Source organism: Streptomyces sp. NPDC051738, from assembly GCF_044453205.1.
Classification (GTDB): domain Bacteria; phylum Actinomycetota; class Actinomycetes; order Streptomycetales; family Streptomycetaceae; genus Streptomyces.
Genome location: NZ_JBITCM010000005.1, coordinates 269213 through 283332, shown reverse-complemented (window position 1 = coordinate 283332; position 14120 = coordinate 269213). Strand labels below are relative to the sequence as shown.

Below are 14120 nucleotides of genomic sequence, written 5' to 3'. Positions count from 1 at the left end.
ATCGTCACAAGGTGCGGCCCAGCAGCTCCAGCAGGGCCGCCCAGTGTCGCTGAGTCGCCTCGGCGTCGTACATCGCGGTGTCCGCCTGGGTGAAGCCGTGGTGGGCGCCGGGATAGATCTCGCCGCGGTGGCGGACTCCGGCCGCGGCGAGGGCCTTGTCGAGGCGGTCGATCTGCTCGGCCGGGTTGGTCGAGTCCTGGTCGGCGTGGCCGAAGTAGAGCTCGGCGGTGATGCGGTCGGCGAGCAGATGCGGGCTGTCCGGGGCGTCCGTCGCGAGGTACGCCCCGTGGAAGCCGGCCACGGCCGCCACCCGGTCCGGATACGTCCCGGCGGTGCGCAGGGCAAGTCCGGCGCCCATGCAGTAGCCGGTGACGCCCACCGGGCCGTCCACCGTCAGCGGGGAGTCGGCCAGCCAGTCGAGGTAGGCCCCGGCGTCCCGCATGGCCGCCTCGGGTGTGAGGGTCTGGGCGGCCGGGCGAAGGCTCTGGAAGATCTCAGGCCGCTCGGCCGGGTTGATGAACTCGGGCAACTCCACGACGGGCGCCGGGCCGTGGCGGTAGAAGACGTTGGGGACCAGGACGGTGTACCCGGCCGAGGCGAGCCGGTCAGCCATCCCCTCCAGGTGCGGGCGCAGGCCGAAGGCGTCCATGTACATCAGCACGGCCGGGTGCGGGGCGCTGCCCTCGGGCCTGGCGAGATGGGCGTCGACGGTTCCGTCCGGAGTGGGGACGGTGACGAGTGTTCCCTGCACGGCGGCCTCAGTTCTCGGGTGTCGTGGCGTCGAGGGTCGCGGCGTCGACGAGTTCCCGGACGCGGTCCGCGGAGACCGGGACGCCCGGGGTCCCGAAGAACCAGCGCTGTGCCTCTTCCTGGCTCAATCCCTCGGGCCGCGGCGCCAGGTACGGGTCGACGTAGACCGGCGTACCGGGCTGGCTGCGCCGGCTGTCGGCGAGCGTCCCGATGTCCACGGCGTCGTAGCCGAGGGTGTCCAGCAGCCGGGCCACGTCGGCCTTGGCTCCGGGGTCGTCACCCGCGATGGGCAGCGCGCTGCGCTCGGGGGCGCCGGAGGGCCGGGCGGAGGTCGCCAGCCGGTGGAAGTCGATGTTGTTGAAGGCCTTCACCACTCGCGAGTCGGCCAGGTGCCGCTGGACCAGGGCGCTGGAGGTCAGCTCGCCCGAGTCCAGTTCGGCGAGGCGGCCGTCGCGGTCCGGGTAGTAGTTCATGGTGTCGATCACGGTCCTGCCCGCGAGGGCGGCGGCCGGAAGGCGGTCGTATGCCTTGAGCGGGACGGTCGCCACGACCAGGTCACCGGCTCGCGCGGCCTCCTCGGGCGTGCCCGCGCGTGCGGCGTCGCCGAGTTCGGCGACGAGGTCGGCGAGGGTCTCGGGACCGCGGGAGTTGCTGAGGACGACGTCCAGTCCGGCGGCGACGGCGAGGCGGGCCACCGCTTTGCCGATCATGCCGCTGCCGATGAGTCCGAGGGTCTTGGTCACGGTGTGCGTGCCTCCGTCGCTGTGCCGGGGGGAGTCTGTGCAATGAAGTGTGAAGTGAAGTTTCGTATGTGAAACTGAGTGTCACGTTAGTGACCGAGTATCGGAACTGCAAGTCGGATCGGACGGCGGGATAGGGTCACGAGGTGAGCGCAGCAGCACGTACCACCACCAGAGACATCGCACGGGCCGCCGTACGGGCCCAACTGGCCGAGGTGGCCTTGGAGTTGTTCCAGCGCGAGGGCTTCGAGAAGGTCACCCTCGACGACCTGGCAACGGCGGCCGAGGTGTCCCGCAGCACCTTCCTGCGCTACTTCGGCACCAAGGAGGAGGCCGTCCTCGCCGCCTTCGACGCCCATGGCGACCAGGCCGCCGACGCCCTGCGCGCCCGGCCCGCCGACGAGGACGACTGGACGGCTCTGCGGCACGCCCTGGACACGGTCATCGCGCGCTATCACGAGGACCCTGCCCGCGCCCTCGCGACGACCCGCCTGGTCAGGGACACTCCCGCCCTGTGCGCGCGACAACTGGAGAAGCAGCACGGCTGGCGCCCCGCCCTGGCCCGGGCGCTCGCGGAGCGTGCCGGTTCCGCGGAGCCGGCCACGCTCGGCCAGACGGTGCGCGCCGCGGCGGCGCTGGACTGTCTGAACGTCGCGGTCGACCACTGGAGCGCCTCCGACGGCCGGCTCGACCTGGTCGAGCTCCTGGACGAGGCCTTCGCGGCGCTGGGGTCCGGCTAGGGAATGGTCGGACAGTCCCCTCAGGGCCTGTTTCAGGGGTCGCCGAATCAGTGGCCGCGTCCCATCATCGCTGCATGACCGAGCTGACCCGACGAAGCTCGACCAGCAGCAGGAAAGGAAGCGCCGGCCATGTCACTCGCTCGCGTCCACAACTTCTCCATCTCGCTCGACGGCTTCGGCACCGGTGAGGGGCTCAGCCGCGACGCGCCGTTCGGCCACGCCGGCGAGAGGCTGCACGAGTGGATGTTCACCACCCGCTTCTGGCACGGCATGACCCGTCGGCCCGGCGGAACCGGCGGCGTCGACGACGCCTTCGCGCGGCAGTTCCTGCCCGGGATCGGTGCCGAGATCATGGGCGCGGGGAAGTTCGGCTACCCGGGGTGGCACGAGGACCCGGAGTGGAAGGGGTGGTGGGGGCCCAACCCGCCGTTCCACACGCCGACCTTCGTCCTCACCCATCACCCGCGCCCGTCGATCGAGATGGAGGGCGGCACGACGTTCCATTTCCTCGACACCTCGCCCGCCAAGGCTCTCGAAACAGCCCGCGAGGCCGCGGGCGGGCAGGACGTACGCATCGGCGGCGGGCCCACCGTGGTCCGCGACTTCTTCGCCGCCGGGCTCATCGACCACCTGCACGTCGTGGTGGCCCCGATCCTGCTCGGCCGAGGCGTACGCCTCTGGGACGGGCTGGAGGGCGTCGAGGACGGCTACGAGGTCGAGGCCACCTCCTCGCCCAGCGGGGTCACCCATGTGACGTTCACCCGTACGGGCCTTTGAACCACCGCCGTGCCGGTGAGGCCGGACCGCTACCTCGTCAGTGCCTCGACCCGCCGCATCACGTCACGGCAGAACGCGCCGACCCCGTCCGGGTCGTCGATGAACTGGTTCGGCTTGACGCAGAAGGTCGTGAAGCCCTGTTCGAGTTGCTCCGGGATCGACGCGAGTGCGGCGCCGAGGTCCGCCGGGGAGTGGTCGTCGGGGAAGACGGCCTGGGTGCCGCCGATCATCTCCAGGTCGGCGAGGTCACGGCCGGCCGCGGCCAGGGCGTCCTTGAGGAGCTGGATGTCCTCGCCCGCGGGCCGGCCGAGGGGATGGAATCCATGGCCGTGGCGGACGAGTCGGCGCAGGACCGGGCCGTGCAGGCGCTGTCCGCCGAACCAGAGTCGAGGGCCCTCCGGGCGGTACGCCTTCGGCTCGAACCAGACGTCCTTGAAGGAGTAGTGCTCGCCGGCGTGCGAGATCGGTGACGGTCCCCAGGCCTTCGCCCAGATCGCCAGGTGCTCGTCGAGCAACCGGCCCCGGCTGCCGAACGGCACGCCCAGCGCGTCGTACTCGTCCCTGCTCCAGCTGACCGTGGGCTGCACCACCAGTCGTCCTTCGCTGAGCAGGTCGAGGGTGCCCAACTCACGTGCCATCAGCAGGGGATGGCGCAGCGGGGCGAGGACGGCCGCGGCGGCCAGGCGCAGCCGCTCGGTGACGGAGGCGATGGCGGCGAGCAGGAGCAGCGAGTTCGGCCAGGGGGTGTACGGGTCCTGGTTGCCCGGGAGGGCGTAGTCGCGGGGGTTGCCCATGATGCCGGCCGCGGCGGCGTCGGGTCCCAGGACGATGTGTTCGCTGACCATCACCGCGTCGAATCCGGCGTCCTCGGCCTCGCGGGCCCAGCGCACGGCCCTGGGGAGATCGGCGCGGCCACCGGTGAGCGTCCAGTTCTCGCTGAGGACGAGGAGCATGTGGGGCGCGGTGGCCGTCGGGGTGGTGATCGTCATGCGCATCCTTGCCTTTCGACGAAGCGGGAGACGTCCTCCGGGGCCGGACGCAGCACGCCGTCACGCACCGCGAGCGCCGTGGCCTGGGCGCGGGAGGCACAGCCGGTCTTGCGCAGGAGGTGCTCGACGTGGCTGTGCACGGTCCGCGGGGAGAGGTAGAGGGCCGCCGCGATGGCGTGGTTGGTCTGGCCCATCGCGGCCCGCGTCAGCACCTCCAGCTCGCGCGGGCTCAGTCCGTACGGCAGCTCCATGGGCACCTCGTGGACGACGACCGCCCGGCGGACGAGCGCCGAGCCGGCGGTGCACCGGCGCAGCACCACGCGGTGCCACTCCCGGCCGACCGGCCACAGCACGCGTAGCCGCTGCCCACCGGAGTCCTCGAACGCCCGGACCAGACAAGCGAATTCATCATCCGCGAGGACCTGGGCGGGTCGGTGTCCCGGGAGGTCGACGACAGCTCCGTCGGCGACGAGGTTCGCCCCCGCCTCCTCCGGCAGGTCGTGCAGCTCGGCCGGTCGGGCCGTCGGGTCGGCGAGGGCGCCCAGCGCGGGGAGCACGGAGGCGAGCAGTCGGCGCGCCTCGGTGTCGTAGGCGTTCGCGCCCTCCGCGGCCAGGTGGACCAGGCCCACGAGCCGGCCCTCGTGACGCAGTGCTCCCGTCACGCCGTCCCGGAAGCCGGCCGGGCGGACGCGCTCGGCGTAGAACCAGCCGTGGCGGAAGCGCTGCCCGGCGTCCTCGGCGTCCTCGGTGATGGACGGCGGGAGCTCCTGTCGTACGACGTTGCCGTACCACGGCGTCCCCACGAACTCGGCGGCCAGCGCCTCGGCGTCCCCCGGTTCGTAGCCGACGCCGGCCACCTGGGCGTGGGCGCCGGTCAGCGGGTCGATCGCCAGCAGGGTGGCGGCGTCGAGCGGCAGGGCGGCAGCGAGCTCGCTCAGCGCCTGCGCGCAGGCCGAGGTGGTGTCGCGTTCACGGGTGAGCATGCCGATGCGGGCAGCCGCCGCGAGCTGGTGGTGGCTGATCATGCGGGACTCCGGGGGCCGGGACCACGGGGCGGTTGTTTGGGCCCTAACGATATGGGTGGGCGTGGGCGGTCCACAAGGCCGGGCGGGGCCGGTCCTGTTTTCGCCCCCGCCGCCCCTACCCTTCCCGTCCTTCTGGGGCTCCGCCCCAGACCCCGCTCCTCAAACGCCGGAGGGGCTGATTTTGCCCGCCTGCGCCCCAAGCACCGGGCCCGCGCATTTCAGCCCGTCCGGCGTTTGAGGACAAGGCCCCTTAAGGGCCGAAACGGGGGTCTGGGGGCGGAGCCCCCCAGGGACGGGACGGGTAGGGGCGGCGGGGGCGAAACACACTCCCCCACCCCGACAACGGTCGGTATATGTACGGATGGCGGCGCGACCTGCCCGGGTCTTTCCTGTTCGGCACGCACCGACGCCCGGCCCGCACCGGGCCCCGTCCCCCGAAGGGCACCGCCATGACCGCATCCCCCTCGTCCGCCTCCCCGACCTCAAGACGACGGTTCCTCGCCTGGTCCGGCGCGTCCGTCGCCACCGCCGCGCTGGCCGCCGCCGGCTGTTCGGCGCCGGACGACGGAACCGGCTCGACGCAGGCCGCGGCCTCCGGCGGACCGTCGGGCAAGCTCACCAAGATCGGCCTGGACTACCCCTTCACCCAACTCCCGCTCTACTCGACCCTGGTGAAGCTCTCCACGACCGCCGCCAAGCAGCACGACATCTCGCTGCTGACCACGAGCGACGCGGGCAACGCCGACACCCAGGCCACCAATCTCAACACCTGGGTCACCCAGAAGGTCCCGGCCATCGTGTCGTTCCCGATGGTCTTCGAGGCGACGGAGTCCATCGCCAAGGCGGCGCTGGACGCGGGCCTGATCTGGGTGACGTACGGCGGATCACTGGAACACCAGAGCGCCGACATCCAGTTCAGCTTCGTCGAGGGCGGAACCCTGCTCGGGGAGGCAGCCGCCAAGTGGGCGGACGAACGGCTCGGCGGCAGGGGCAAGGTCGCCTTCCTCACCGACAGCACCATCCAGCTGGGCCGCGAGCGCACCAAGGGCATGATCGACGCCTTCACCAAGCACGCGCCCGGCGTCGACGTCGTCGCCCAGGAGCAGGCCATCGACCCGGACACCGGCCTGTCCAAGTCCCGCGCCATCCTCGCCAAGCACCCCGACCTCGACATCATCCTCGGCGTCACGGACGCCGCGGCGTACGGCGGGTTCAAGGCACTCCAGCAGACCGGGCGGGCGAAGGACGACGCCAAGACCTTCGTCGGCGGGCAGGACGGCTCGGCGCCCTCCCTGCTCGCGATCAAGCAGGGCACCTTCTACCGCGCCTCCGCCGCCCTCGCGCCCAAGGACATCGCCGCCGCCATCGTGGACGTGCCGCGCGCGGTCGCCGCGGGGAAGGCGGACGCGAGCGCCCAGGTGCCGATCACCCTGGTCCAGCGCGCGGACACGGCCCGGATCGACGCCCTGCTCGCCCAGAACGCGTAGGCCGGTCATGACAGCGGTCACCAACCTCCGTATCCAGGGTCTGAGCAAGTCCTTCGGCGGTGTGCGGGCACTGGACGGCGTGGACCTGACCGTCCCGGCGGGCCAGGTGCACGCCCTCCTCGGGCACAACGGCGCCGGCAAGTCCACGCTCATCAAGTGCCTCGGCGGAGCCTTCCCGCCGGACGCGGGCACGATCGAGGTGGGCGGGAGGGCGTATACGCGGCTGACTCCCCGCGAGTCCATCGCCGCCGGTGTGGCGATCATCTTCCAGACGCTCAGCGTCGTGGACTCTCTCACGGTCGCCGAGAACATCTTCCTCGGCCAGGAGTGGACCCGGTACGGCCGCATCGACCGGCGCGCCCAGGAGGACGTCTCAGACGGCTTGCTGCGGCGGGTCGCCGCGAGCTGTTCGCCCCGTGACCGGGTGGGCGAACTGCCCATGGGACAACGGCAGTTGGTCGAGATCGCGAAGGCCCTCAGCCGCAGCGCCTCGGTCCTCGTCCTCGACGAGCCGACCGCCGCGCTCTCCGGCGCCGAGAGCGACGCCCTGGCCGAACGGGTCGAGGACCTGCGGGCCCAGGGGCTGGCCATCGTCTACGTCACGCACCTGCTCAGCGAAGTGGAACGGCTCGCGGATGCGGTGACCGTGCTCCGGGACGGGCGCGTGGCCCATCAGTCGGGGGTGGCGGGGCAGACCCGGGGTGAGCTGGTCGAGGCGATCGTCGGTCGGCCGGATGTCTCGCGGGGCGTCGCCGCGAGCGGCTCGTCAGGCCCGGCTGCGGGGCTCTCGCTCGCCGTCGGTTCGGCGTCCGGGGCCGACGACTCGCCGCGCACCACGCCCCGTACCGACAACTCCCCGCGCAACACGCCCCGGACCACCCACAGCTCCCCGCGCACCGCACGCCTTGCCGTGGACGGCCTGCGCGGCCCCGGCTTCGGACCGGTCGACGTCCGCGTCGGCTCGGGCGAGATCGTCGGGCTGTACGGGCTCATCGGCTCCGGTCGTACGCGGCTGCTGGAGACCCTGTTCGGCAGGCGCCGTGCCTCGGGCGGAACCGTGCGGGTCGGGGAGCGGGCCGTCGTCGCCACCCGTCCGGCCGACGCGCTGGCCGCCGGCATCGCCCTCGTACCGGCGGACCGGCGCAGGCAGGGCCTGTTCCCGTCGCTCAGCGCCCAGGACAACGCCCTGCTGCCGACGGTCCGTTCACTCGCCCGGCACGGTGTGCGTGCGCTCGGTGCCGAGCGACGCGTCTTCGGCGCGCTGTCCGACGCGGTGGGCCTGCGTCCGGCCCGGCCACGGCTGCCGGCGGCCGCGTTCTCCGGCGGCAACCAGCAGAAGCTGGTCCTGGGCCGGTGGATCAACGCGGCGCGCACCGTGGACGTACTGCTCCTCGACGAACCGACGCAGGGCGTCGACGTCGGCGCGCGCCAGGAGATCTACGGCGTGCTCTCCTCCCTCGCCGAACAGCAGGGCACCGCCGTGCTGTTCGCGTCCAGCGACCCCGAGGAGGTCGTCGCGCTGGCCCACCGCTGCCTGATCGTCTCCGGCGGCCGGGTCGTCGGCGAGCTGAGCGGAGCCGAACTCACTCAGACGGCGCTGCTGTCGGCCGTACATCACGCGGCGCCCGAACCGTTGGCGGCACCCGAGGGAGCCGTAGCGCCCGAAGAACCCGCGCCACCCCAAGCACCCCCGCCGCCCGAAGAGCCCGCAACACCGCAAGCAGCCCCGCCGCCCGAAGAACCCGCCCCACCGCAAGCACCCCCGCCGCCCGAAGAACCCGCGCCACCCCAGGCACCCTCGCCACCCGAAGAACTCACGGCGCCCACCTGCCCCGCGCCAACGGACAGCACCCCACGCACCCAAGATCCCGCCGCACCCGACAGGCCCGCCGCCCCCGAAGGAGCACCATGACCACCGCCACCAAGGGCTCCGCTCCCAGCCCCGCGGGCCCCGCGACCACACCCCCCGCCAACCGCCTTCTACCCGCCCCGGGCACCCTCGCCGAGACCGGCCTGACCGCCCTGCGGCGTCGCCCCCTGCTCGCCGTACTGCTCCTCATGGTCCTGGTCTTCCAACTGACCACCGGGAGCTTCCTCGACGCGGGCAATCTGCGCGGGATCGCCACCGACGCCGCCACGCTCGCCATCGTCGCGGTGCCGCTGGCGCTGCTGGTGATCAGCGGCTACCTCGATCTGTCGGTCGGCTCAACGCTCGCCCTGGGCGGACTGGTGGCGGGCTGGCTCGCCGGGTCGCAGACGCAGTCACCGGTCGTCGCCGTGCTGGGTGCGCTGGTGGCGGGGGCCGCGGTGGGCGCCGTCAACGGCGTCCTGTGCTGCTATCTGGGCCTGTCCGCCTTCATCGTGACGCTGGGCATGCTGACCGCCGTGCGGGGACTGGCGCAGCAGCTCTTCCCGCTGCCGCTGAGCGGCTTCGGATCCGGGTTCGCCTGGCTGGGCGGCTCGCGGATCGCCGGCGTCGACGCGCCGGTCCTCATCGCGGTGCTCGTGCTGGTGGCGGGCGCGCTGTTCCTGGCGCTCACCCCGGCCGGGCGGCACGTCTTCGCCATCGGCGTCAACCGGGAGGCCGCCCATCTCTCCGGCATCGACGTCCGCCGTACGCCGTTCACCCTGTTCGTCGTCACGGGTGTGGCCGCCGCCCTCGCCGGGGCCATCAAGGCATCCGTGCTGGACAGCGTCGTCGCCGGGACCTCGGGCGCCGGGTTCGAGCTGACCGTGCTGACCGCCGTCCTGCTCGGCGGGGTCGCTCTGACGGGCGGCTCGGGCTCCGTCTTCGGAGTGCTGCTCGGCGTACTCTTCCTCGGCTGTCTGCAGAACGGCCTCACGCTGCTGAACGTGCCCACGTTCTGGCAGCAGATGGCGCAGGGAACGGCCCTGGTGGCGGGCGCGGCGCTCGCCTACTTCGGTCCGCGGCAGACGCGATGACCACCAACGACTCCCCCCCCCACCTCGCAGAAAGGCCTCGCGTGAGCGACAGCACCCCCACCCTCGTCCTGACCGGCGGTCAGGTCCTCACCGTCGACGCCGGTTTCACGGTCGCCGAGGGCGTGGCCGTGCGCGGGCGCGACATCGTCGCCGTCGGCAGCGACGCCGAGATGCGTGCGCTGGCCGGTCCCGGCACGCGGGTCGTCGAGCTCGACGGCCGGACCGTGCTGCCCGGCATCAACGACTCGCATCTGCACGGGGCCGCGTACGGCCTGGCCAAGCCGCCCTTCGCCCTGGACGTCGGGAATCCGGCGGTGGGGACGATCGCCGACATCGCCGCGGTCGTGGAGCGGGCCGTGCGGGAATCCCGCCCCGGTGAGTGGATCGTCGGGCTGGGCTGGGACGCCGGGTATCTCGCGGAGTGTCTGGCGGATCCGCAGCGCTTCCCGCACCGGCGGGACCTGGACGCCGTGGCGCCCGAGAACCCGGTCTGTCTGACCGACTTCTCCCAGCACATGGTGTGGGTCAACAGCGCGGCCCTGCGCGTCTGCGGGGTCGACGCGAACAGCACGCCACCGCCCGGCGGTGTCATCGACGTCGACCCCGACGGGGAGCCCACGGGCATCCTGCGGGAGGCGGCCGGGAAGCTCGTCCAGGCAGCGCTCCCCTCCCCCACCGTCGGCCGGCGCCGCCAGGCCATCGAGGCGGTGGTGCGGGAGCTGCACACGCGCGGCATCACCAGCTACACCGAGCCGGGCCTCGGCCCCGGCGGCGCGGAGACCCTGTTCGGCGGTCTGAGCACCGACAACTGGACCGCGTACGCCGAACTCGCCGAGGACGGTCAACTCGACGCCCGGGTCAGTGTGTTGCTGCTGCCCGCGCCCATGGGCGGCTCGGCGGACGACGTACGCAAGGGGCTGGCCGAGCTGCGGCGGCCGGAGTCCGCGGACCCCCGTCTGTTGCGGGCGATCGGCGTGAAGATCTTCGGCGACGGGGTTCCGCCGAACCGCACGGCCTGGATGAACGAGCCGTACGCGGATGGCGGCCACGGCGCGTTGTGCGTGCACGGCACCACCCCGGCACTGCAGGTCGCCGAACTGCGCGAGATGATCCGGCTGGCGCACGAGGCCGGCTTCCAGCTGGGCGTGCACGTCACCGGGGACCGGGCCATCGACACGGTCGTGGACGCCTTCCTCGCCGCGAACGCCGCCTCGCCCCGCCCGGACGCCCGGCACTACGTCATCCACGGCGACTTCATCGGCGCCGACAGCCTCGCCAAGCTGGCCGCGCACGGCTACGGCGTCAACATGAACCCGGCCATCAAGTGGACCATCTCCGACCTGATGGACGAGGTCATCGGCACCGAACGCTCCGCCTACCAGTGGCCGGTGCGCTCCACCGTCGAGGCCGGGGTCGCGGTCTGCGCCAGCTCCGACGCGCCGATCACCGCGCCCGACTGGCGGCAGGGCGTGGCCGCGATGATGCTGCGGGAGTCGAAGGCGAGCGGGCGGCAGAGCGGCCCGGAGCAGTGCGTGGAGCTGGCCGAGGCGCTGCGGGCGTACACGATCAACCCGGCCCGGCAGGACTTCGCCGAGGAGTGGAAGGGGTCCGTGGAGGTCGGCAAGGTCGCCGACCTCTGTGTCCTGGACCGTCCGCTGCTGGATCTGGATCCGCACGCGATCACGGACGCGGAGGTGGTCATGACGGTGTTCGACGGACGGGTCGTGTACGAGAGTTGAGGGCTCCGCCTGCTGGCCTGCTCCACCTTCGGCCTGTCCACCTTCGGCCTGTCCCACCTTCTGCTCCACCTTTTCGAAAGCATGGCCGTGCATTGGTGACGCCGCTACCGTGATCGACCGATCTTCCGCGCGGAAGAAGGAGTGACGGTGGGCGCAGTCGGGTCGAGGGTCGTACTGGTCACCGGTGGCAGCGGGTTCGTCGGCAGCCATCTGGTCAAGCGGCTGCTGGAGCGGGGGTACGAGGTCCACAGCACCGTGCGGAGCACCGCGGACACGGCGAAGATGCGCCCGCTGCGGGAGCTGCAGGAGACGCACCCCGGTCAACTGTCCCTGTTCGAGGCGGACTTGCTGAAGGAGGGCGCCTTCGACGAGGCGATGAGCGGTTGCCGGGTGGTGTTCCATGTGGCGTCGCCGTTCCGTATGCCGGAGAAGATCAAGGACGGTCGCCGGGACATGGTCGACCCGGCGCTGCTCGGCACGCGCAACGTGCTGGCGGCCATCGAGCGGACGCCCACGGTCGAGAAACTCGTCCTCACCTCGACCGTGGGCGCGATCTTCGGTGACTACGCCGACGTCCTGGCGATGGACGACGCCGTGCTGTCGGAGCGGTACTTCAACACCACCAGCACGGTGGAGAACAACCCCTACCACTACGCCAAGACGGTCGCGGAGCGCGCGGCCTGGGACGCGGAGGCCGCCCAGGGCCGCTGGCGGATGGTGGCGGTCAACCCCGGCCTGATCCTGGGCCCTTCCCTCACGCCCGCCTCGGAGTCCGGCAGCCTCTTCCTGCTGGAGGAGCTGTTCAAGGGCTACTTCTTCTACGGCGCCCCGGACTTCAGCTTCACCACGGTGGACGTGCGCGACGTGGCCCACGCCCACATCGCGGCGGCGGAGAACCCGGACGCGAAGGGCCGTTACATCCTCGCCGCCCCGACCATGACGTCGTTCCACGAGATGGCCCGCATCCTCCGCAGCCGCCACCCCCGCGACCTCCGCCTCCCGCGCACCGCGCTCCCGCACTGGCCCGTACGCGTCCTGGGCCCGGCCTTCGGGCTGACGCAGGACTACATCCGGAAGCACCTCGGCATCCGCTTCCGGGTGGACAACAGCCGGAGCGTGAACGAACTCGGCCTCACCTACCGCCCGATCGAGCAGACGGTCCTCGATCACTACGCGGCGTGGCGGAGTCAACGCGCCGCGAAGTGAATCCGGCCGTCCGGCCGCCCCGAGCGTCGAAGGTCACAAAAACGTATCGGACATTTCACACGTCAACCTTCACGCGAGTCACACAAGTTGGCTAGGTTACGCCTAGGCCGCACGACGACCTCCGGCGAACCCCGTCGGGACGTGCGGCCTCCGCCGAGTCCGGTGCGTCCGCTGGGACCACTGGAGCCGGGGACCCAACCGAACTTGGGGTGAATCGGCCCAACCGCCCTTCGGGGCAAGGGCCGTAGGGCACACCTTCCGGAACCGATCGCCCGAACCCGTCAGCTAACCCGGTAGGCGGAGCACGGAAGGAGTACGTCGCCCATGGCGCCGGAACGCACCGCGCGTCCGGGGGCTCTGAGCCTCCCAGGCATGCGCAATTCCGCACTCGCGTCGGCGGCTCTCACCTCTGTGGCACTGCTCGCCCAGACGGCCAACGCCGCCCCCTCCGCGGGGGACGAGACACCGAGCCGCGAGGAGGTCAGCCGGAGGGTCAGCTCCCTCTACGACCAGGCCGAGTCCGACACGGGTACCTTCAACGCCACGCGCGCGGCGTCGACGGGACCGCGCAAGCGCGCCGACCGGCCGACGGATGCCGGACGCGGGCCCGTCGCCGCCCGAAGCACCCGCGGCGAGGAGAGCGGGCGCAGCGACCCCGCGCTCGACAGCGTCACCCGGCAGTGGTTCGACGCCGCCCGCTCCAAGGCGGGTCCGATCGTCCCGGCGGTGCTGCCGAGGGACAGAATGCCGGACGGTCCCACCGGGGTACGGCCCGCGCGCCCGGCGGAGCGTGCGCTGGAGGGCCTCACCGACCGGGGGCGGGAGCCGTCCGGCCGCGCCGCCCTGGAGTTGCCCGCCGCACCGGTCGCCGAGCTGCCGGCGGCTCCGGCCACCGCAGCGGCTGCCGTGGCGGAGCTGACCGCCGGCCCGATCGCCGCCCTGCCGGCCGCTCCCGAGGCTGCTCCGCCGGAGACCGGCTGGACCACCCAGGGCGCGCTGGGTAATCAGAGCATGCAGAGCAGTCAGATCACCGGGACCGCCCTCGCCCTGCCGGCCCCGACTGCCGAACCGCCGCGCTCCTCCCTGCGGACCACCAAGGAGCAGAACCAGCGCAAGCTCGACCGCGCCCGCGGGCTGCTGTCCGCGTACACCACGCAGCAGAGCACGGCACTCACGGCGATCGAGAGCCCCCTGGGCCAGCCCTCGCCGGAGACGCAGTGGCAAGCGCTGCAGGACCTCGGAGCCTCCGACCTGACCCCGGTCCCGGCGGGCGCAACGGCCTGGCCCGGCACGGCAGTTCCGCCCGCCGGCACCCTCGCGACCACCGCCACCGCACCCCAGGACACCCCGGCCGTGCGCGCCCTGGACTTCGCCCTCGCCCAGATCGGCAAGCCCTGCGTCTGGGGCACGACGGGCCCAGGCGCCTACGACAGCGGGGGCCTCACCCAGGCCGCCTGGAAGGCCGCCGGCATCACGCTCCCCCGCACCCCGCAGGAGCAGGCGACCGCCGGCCGCGGCATCGCCCTCACCTACGTCGAGCCCGGCGACCTGGTCCTCTTCCACGCCGGCCACGTCGGCATCTACTCCGGTAACGGCATGATGATCCACGCCCCCGGCCCGGGACGGGTCATACGCGAGGAGTCGATCCACTACGCCGGGGAGTCGGCGATCCACAGCGTGATACGGCCCGCCTGAGCTTTCGCCCGGCCCACCAGCCACCCCGC

General features: G+C 72.4%; 12 protein-coding genes and 1 riboswitch. Of the genes, 8 read left to right on the top strand and 4 right to left on the bottom strand.

The genetic code is table 11. From position 1 onward, the window contains the following. Positions 1-4: 4 nt before the first annotated feature. Both ACIA8X_RS14495 and ACIA8X_RS14490 read right to left on the bottom strand, forming a co-directional pair. Entirely contained in the window at positions 5-751 is a 747-nt protein-coding gene (locus ACIA8X_RS14495; protein ID WP_399458376.1) for a dienelactone hydrolase family protein, read from the bottom strand. A gap of 7 nt (positions 752-758) precedes the next feature. Next, entirely contained in the window at positions 759-1493 is a 735-nt protein-coding gene (locus tag ACIA8X_RS14490) for an NADPH-dependent F420 reductase (RefSeq protein WP_399458375.1), read from the bottom strand. A 143-nt stretch (positions 1494-1636) separates the two neighbouring features. On the opposite strand from ACIA8X_RS14490, the gene ACIA8X_RS14485 reads away from it, so the two are divergent. Both ACIA8X_RS14485 and ACIA8X_RS14480 read left to right on the top strand, forming a co-directional pair. Next, positions 1637-2230, top strand: a complete 594-nt coding sequence (locus ACIA8X_RS14485; RefSeq protein WP_393445940.1) for a TetR/AcrR family transcriptional regulator — start codon at positions 1637-1639, stop codon at positions 2228-2230. 129 nt (positions 2231-2359) lie between these two features. Then, positions 2360-3007: a dihydrofolate reductase family protein gene (locus ACIA8X_RS14480; protein WP_393445942.1), complete on the top strand. Its 648-nt coding sequence runs from the start codon at positions 2360-2362 to the stop codon at positions 3005-3007. A 29-nt stretch (positions 3008-3036) separates the two neighbouring features. On the opposite strand, the gene ACIA8X_RS14475 is transcribed toward ACIA8X_RS14480, so the two are convergent. Together ACIA8X_RS14475 and ACIA8X_RS14470 are read right to left on the bottom strand one after the other, a co-directional pair. Beyond that, the gene (locus tag ACIA8X_RS14475; RefSeq protein WP_393445944.1) at positions 3037-3996 is read right to left on the bottom strand and encodes a TIGR03619 family F420-dependent LLM class oxidoreductase; all 960 of its coding nucleotides are present in this window, start codon (positions 3994-3996) and stop codon (positions 3037-3039) included. After that, positions 3993-5021, bottom strand: coding sequence for a response regulator transcription factor (locus tag ACIA8X_RS14470; RefSeq protein ID WP_393445945.1), 1029 nt, complete (start codon positions 5019-5021; stop codon positions 3993-3995). Before ACIA8X_RS14470 ends, ACIA8X_RS14475 begins: the two co-directional genes overlap by 4 nt. A 449-nt stretch (positions 5022-5470) precedes the next feature. Here ACIA8X_RS14470 and ACIA8X_RS14465 point away from each other — a divergent pair, with 449 nt between their 5' ends. The 6 genes from ACIA8X_RS14465 (at position 5471) to ACIA8X_RS14440 (ending at position 14091) form a co-directional block, all read left to right on the top strand. Next, positions 5471-6508, top strand: coding sequence for a sugar ABC transporter substrate-binding protein (locus ACIA8X_RS14465; protein ID WP_393445946.1), 1038 nt, complete (start codon positions 5471-5473; stop codon positions 6506-6508). Positions 6509-6515: 7 nt separating this feature from the next. Continuing rightward, positions 6516-8420, top strand: coding sequence for a sugar ABC transporter ATP-binding protein (locus ACIA8X_RS14460; RefSeq protein ID WP_399458374.1), 1905 nt, complete (start codon positions 6516-6518; stop codon positions 8418-8420). Beyond that, the gene (locus tag ACIA8X_RS14455; protein WP_393445948.1) at positions 8417-9451 is read left to right on the top strand and encodes an ABC transporter permease; all 1035 of its coding nucleotides are present in this window, start codon (positions 8417-8419) and stop codon (positions 9449-9451) included. The genes ACIA8X_RS14460 and ACIA8X_RS14455 overlap by 4 nt, the downstream gene beginning before the upstream one ends. Positions 9452-9492: 41 nt before the next feature. Continuing rightward, positions 9493-11190, top strand: a complete 1698-nt coding sequence (locus ACIA8X_RS14450) for an amidohydrolase (protein WP_399458373.1) — start codon at positions 9493-9495, stop codon at positions 11188-11190. Between the two features lie 147 nt (positions 11191-11337). Further along, positions 11338-12396: an NAD-dependent epimerase/dehydratase family protein gene (locus tag ACIA8X_RS14445; protein WP_393445950.1), complete on the top strand. Its 1059-nt coding sequence runs from the start codon at positions 11338-11340 to the stop codon at positions 12394-12396. Positions 12397-12537: 141 nt separating this feature from the next. Next, a riboswitch (cyclic di-AMP (ydaO/yuaA leader) is annotated at positions 12538-12712 on the top strand. 56 nt (positions 12713-12768) lie between these two features. Continuing rightward, positions 12769-14091 (top strand): C40 family peptidase, encoded by a 1323-nt coding sequence (locus ACIA8X_RS14440; RefSeq protein ID WP_399458372.1) that lies wholly within the window; start codon positions 12769-12771, stop codon positions 14089-14091. Positions 14092-14120: the final 29 nt, after the last annotated feature.